This is a genomic window from Nocardiopsis listeri (genome assembly GCF_020741345.1).
Taxonomy (GTDB): Bacteria; Actinomycetota; Actinomycetes; order Streptosporangiales; family Streptosporangiaceae; genus Nocardiopsis; species Nocardiopsis listeri_A.
The window spans coordinates 1-4,051 of record NZ_DYZD01000309.1 but is presented as its reverse complement, the minus strand read 5'-3'; the positions used below and the strand labels follow the sequence as shown (position 1 = coordinate 4,051).

General features: G+C 70.6%; 4 protein-coding genes. 2 read left to right on the top strand and 2 right to left on the bottom strand.

Going from position 1 to position 4,051, the window contains the following annotated elements; translation table 11 throughout:
• The coding region (locus K8V84_RS16630; RefSeq protein ID WP_304075934.1) for an enoyl-CoA hydratase/isomerase family protein at positions 1–356 on the top strand (356 nt) is incomplete at its 5' end.
• Positions 353–1,270, top strand: a complete 918-nt coding sequence (gene mmsB, locus K8V84_RS16625) for a 3-hydroxyisobutyrate dehydrogenase (protein WP_304075933.1) — start codon at positions 353–355, stop codon at positions 1,268–1,270. The genes K8V84_RS16630 and mmsB, both read left to right, overlap by 4 nt.
• Before the next feature lie 64 nt (positions 1,271–1,334).
• Here mmsB and K8V84_RS16620 read toward each other — a convergent pair whose 3' ends face one another.
• Positions 1,335–2,510: a beta-1,3-glucanase family protein gene (locus K8V84_RS16620; protein WP_304075931.1), complete on the bottom strand. Its 1,176-nt coding sequence runs from the start codon at positions 2,508–2,510 to the stop codon at positions 1,335–1,337.
• A gap of 141 nt (positions 2,511–2,651) precedes the next feature.
• Positions 2,652–3,677 carry a methyltransferase gene (locus tag K8V84_RS16615; protein WP_304075929.1) on the bottom strand — a complete coding sequence of 342 codons (1,026 nt, stop codon included), beginning with the start codon at positions 3,675–3,677 and terminating at the stop codon, positions 2,652–2,654.
• Positions 3,678–4,051: the final 374 nt, after the last annotated feature.

The following is a 4,051-nucleotide window of genomic DNA, read 5'->3' as shown; positions in this document are numbered from 1 at the left end:
CCGATCTCCCCGAGGCGGCCAAGGCCGCCGACACCATCGCGGGCAAGTCGCCGACCTCGGTCAAGACCACTCTGGCCGCGCTGCGCCGTGCCCGGGCCCTGGGTTCGCTGGAGGAGGTCCTGGAGCAGGAGTACCGGGTCTCCTGCGCCACGCTGACCTGGCCGGACCTGGTGGAGGGCATCCGGGCGCAGGTGATCGACAAGGACCGTTCGCCGAAGTGGTCTCCGGCCACCCTGGCGGAGGTCGACGCGGCCGTCGTCGAGGCGGCGTTCGAGCCCGCGCCGGACGGCCCGCTCGGTCTGGTCGGGCCTTCCGCCACCGGCCACGCCCTCGGTGGACCGGGAGGTAACGCATGAGCACCGTCGCCTTCGTGGGACTGGGCAACATGGGCGGTCCCATGGCCGCCAACCTGGTGGCCGCCGGGCACGAGGTCGTCGGGTTCGATCTGGTTCCCGACGCCCTGGCCCGCGCCGAGCGGAGCGGGGTCCGGGTCGCCCCATCGGCCGCCGAGGCGGTGTCCGGGGCCGACGTGGTCATCACGATGCTGCCCGGCGGACGCCACCTGCTCGACGCCTACCGAGGCGCCGAAGGGGCCGACGGTGGGCTGCTGGCCGCCGCCCGCCCCGGCACGCTCTTCGTGGACTGCTCCACGGTGGACGTCGCCGACGCCCGCGCGGCCAACGCGGCCGCCGTCGAGGCGGGCCACCGCGCCGTGGACGCCCCCGTCTCAGGGGGTGTGGCCGGGGCCGAGGCCGGAACGCTCACGTTCATGGTGGGAGCCGAGGCGGACGACCTGCCCGCCGCCGAACCGCTGCTGTCGGCGATGGCCGGCAGGGTCGTGCACTGCGGCGGCCCCGGTGGCGGTCAGGCCGCGAAGATCTGCAACAACATGGTCCTGGGCGCGTCCATGCTCGCGGTGAGCGAGGCGTTCGTGCTGGGGGAAAGGCTGGGTCTGACCCACCAGGCGTTGTACGACGTCATGTCCACCGCGTCCGGACAGTGCTGGTCGCTCACCACCTACTGCCCGGTTCCGGGTCCGGTTCCCACCAGCCCGGCCAACAACGACTACAAGCCGGGGTTCGCGGTCGCGCTCATGGACAAGGACCTGGGGTTGGCCATGAGCGCGCTGGAACAGACCGGGGTGGACGCGCGGATCGGTGGTCGGGCGGCCGAGGTCTACCGTGCCTTCGCGGAAGCCCTGGACGGTGAGCCGAGGGACTTCTCCGCCATCGTGGAGACCGTGCGGGAACGGTCACGGCCGGAGACGTAGACGAAAGGCGCCCCACCGCCCGCGAGCGGGTGATGGGGCGCCCTCATTTCCGTTCTGTCCCTGGTCAGAACGGAGTCAGGGTGATCTCCAGGCCGGTGGCCCCGTGGTCTTGGACGTAGGAGGCGAAGTCCTCCACGTCGTCGAAGGCGAACCCGTACGCCTTGCCGTCCTCGGTGTGCTCGTGGAAGACGGCGGCGTAGTGGTTGGCGATCTCGTTCAGGTAGAACCGGGCCGGGTCGTTCGTGGGCTGCTCGGCGGAGTCCAGCAGGGTGGACCGGTTGAGCGCGGCGCCGACGATGGCGGCGACCGGTCCGGTGATCCCGTCGTTGGGGGCGGCCAGGGCGCCGTCGCAGAACAGCACGTCCCGGGTGCTGGGCCTGGCGATGGGCGAGACACCGCCGTCGAACAGCAGCTCGTCGCCCTCCACCCGCCCGGTGAAGGTGCCGGCGTTGGTGGTCACGCTCAGGTCCGTGCTCGCGTAGTGCGACCACACCTGGTCGATGTAGGGGTCGAAGTAGTCGGTCGGGAAGCGACCGCTGTCCATGCCGTGCCCCGGGGCGATGATGCGGTCCTCGAAGACCAACGGAGAGAAGTCCGGGTCGGCGGCGAGGGTCTCGAAGATCGCGTCGCGACCGCCGGGCAGCAGGAACCCGGTGCTCTGGTCGTCGTCACCGGTCAGACGGATGCCGATCGGCACGCTGAACTGGTCCACCATCGAGGTGTTGCAGAACATCCCGTCCTCGTTGTGGGTGAACTCCACGGTGTCGTGCAGGACGTCGAAGGAGTCGTCCTCCTCGACCCAGCCGGCGGGCAGCTGGAGGGCGGGGTTGCCGTCGCCGTCCTCCACGATGCGGATGCCGAGTTTGCCGCCCAGGGCCAGGTAGATCCGACCGGACATGTACGGGAGCGTCATGTCGGCGGGGAGGGAGCCCAGGGGGATCGAGTAGTCCGTGTAGCCGTCGTCGGTGTTGTCGTCGACGCTGACGGGGTGGGGTGTTCCGGAGGAGTCGACCCAGCAGTGTTGGTCGGTCGTCAGGTCGGTGCCGACGATGTACAGGAGGACCTCGTCGTCTCCGTAACGACCGCTGTTGTTGGTCACGCTGACCGGGAGCGCTCCCACATTGGTGGTGTTGTTGATCGGTCTGGCCGCCTGGGGCTGCCCGGCGCAGCCGACGGTGCCCAGTAGGGGGGTGGCGGCGGCGATCGACGCTCCGCCCAGGAAGAGCCTGCGATTGATCATGAGTCGTGCTTCTCCTCAGTAGCGGGTTGAAGAGGTGGACCCATGGAGCCAGGGGAGGCGAGTGCGCGTCAATGGGTGGAGCGCAGGCGTTCGGGTGGTGTTCGCGTTACCAATGGTGACGAAGGTGGGGGGTGACGCAGATCACATGGGTCGGCCCGTCGTGAACTCCAACAGGGAGACGCCTTGTGAGACATGGTTCCCCGCGAGACCGAGTCCCGCCTGCTCGGCGAGGCGCGTCAGCGCCGAGGTGTCCCGTTCCCTGCCGTTGAAGTAGGCGAGCATGCGAAGGTCGAGTTCGCTCACCTCGTCCCCGCCGGTGTATTCGGCGACCAGGACCCGACCGTCCGCCCCGGCCACCTCCGCGCACCGGCGCAGGATCCGCACGGCCGACGCGTCGTCCCAGTCGTGCAGGATCCAGCACAGCAGGTAGGCGTCCCCTCCCTCTGGCAGGGGATCGAAGAAGCTGCCGTCGACCGCGTCCGCCCGTCCGCCCAGACCGGCCGAACGGAGGTTCGCGCGGGCGGCCTCGGCGGGGCCGGCCAGGTCCAGCACGGTCCCGCGGGGGCGGGGGAAACGCTCCAACAGGGTGCGCAGCAAGGTGCCGTCCCCACCACCGACGTCCACCAGGTGTTCCAGGGCGTCCCATTCGAACATCCCGGCGAGGGTGCGGGCCTTCTCCACCATGCGGGTGCCCATCAGCTCGTCGAAGGAACGCGACCGAGCCGGATCGGCGGACAGGTCGGACCAAAAGTCCGACCCCTGGAAGTGCAGTGAGTAGGCGCTTCTGCCCGTGCGCAGCGCTTCGGCCAGCTCGGTCAGACACTCGTCGGCCCGTCCGTGCGCGCCGTCTCCGGCGAACCAGCCGAGCCGCGAGTACGGGTGATCCGCGCGCAGGGTCGCGCCCACCTCGGTCAGGGCGAAGCGGTCACCGTCCCGGTCGAACAGCCCCTGCCGCGCCAGGTACCGCAGCACCCGGGCCAGCCCGTCCGGGTCGGCGCCCACCTCCTCGCCGAGCTCCTCCGCCGTGCGAGGTCCCTCGGCCAGGTGGTCGGCGATCCGCAGGGTGGCCACGGCCCGGATGGCCATCGGAGTCACCGGACTCGCCAGGGCCCAGAGCCGCCCGGCCGCCTCCCGCGCCGCATCGGTTCCCCTGTGTTCTTCGCTCATCGAAAACTCCTTCGTGATGCCCCCGGAACTCTCCGGGGAGGCTATCCGGCCGCCCCGGCCCGTGGTGGCCGTCCGGTGGACGGCGACCGCTTCCGGTCAATTCTCCTGATCCCCCGACCGAGAACCCACGGAACAGGATGCCGACGTGGTGAAAGGCGTCACGCAGGGTCGCACGGGGGCGGGAGCGCGGTGGGGCGCGGGCGTAGCTTCGGGGGGATGAACCCACCCGGCAGGGCGACCGAGGCCGCCCCGAGCCCACCCGTTCGCGAGATCGTGATCTTCACGACCCTGGCCCTCGCCCTGGCCCGGGTGGTGCACGTGCCGGTCCTGCTGATGGGGGAGGGACCGGGCGGTACCGCTTACCGGATCACGTC

What these genes read in the sequence shown, in the direction of transcription:
- mmsB (WP_304075933.1), top strand. Translation starts at nt 353, where the DNA reads ATGAGCACCGTCGCCTTCGTGGGACTGGGCAACATGGGCGGTCCCATG.
- K8V84_RS16620 (WP_304075931.1), bottom strand. Translation starts at nt 2,510, where the DNA reads ATGATCAATCGCAGGCTCTTCCTGGGCGGAGCGTCGATCGCCGCCGCC.
- K8V84_RS16615 (WP_304075929.1), bottom strand. Translation starts at nt 3,677, where the DNA reads ATGAGCGAAGAACACAGGGGAACCGATGCGGCGCGGGAGGCGGCCGGG.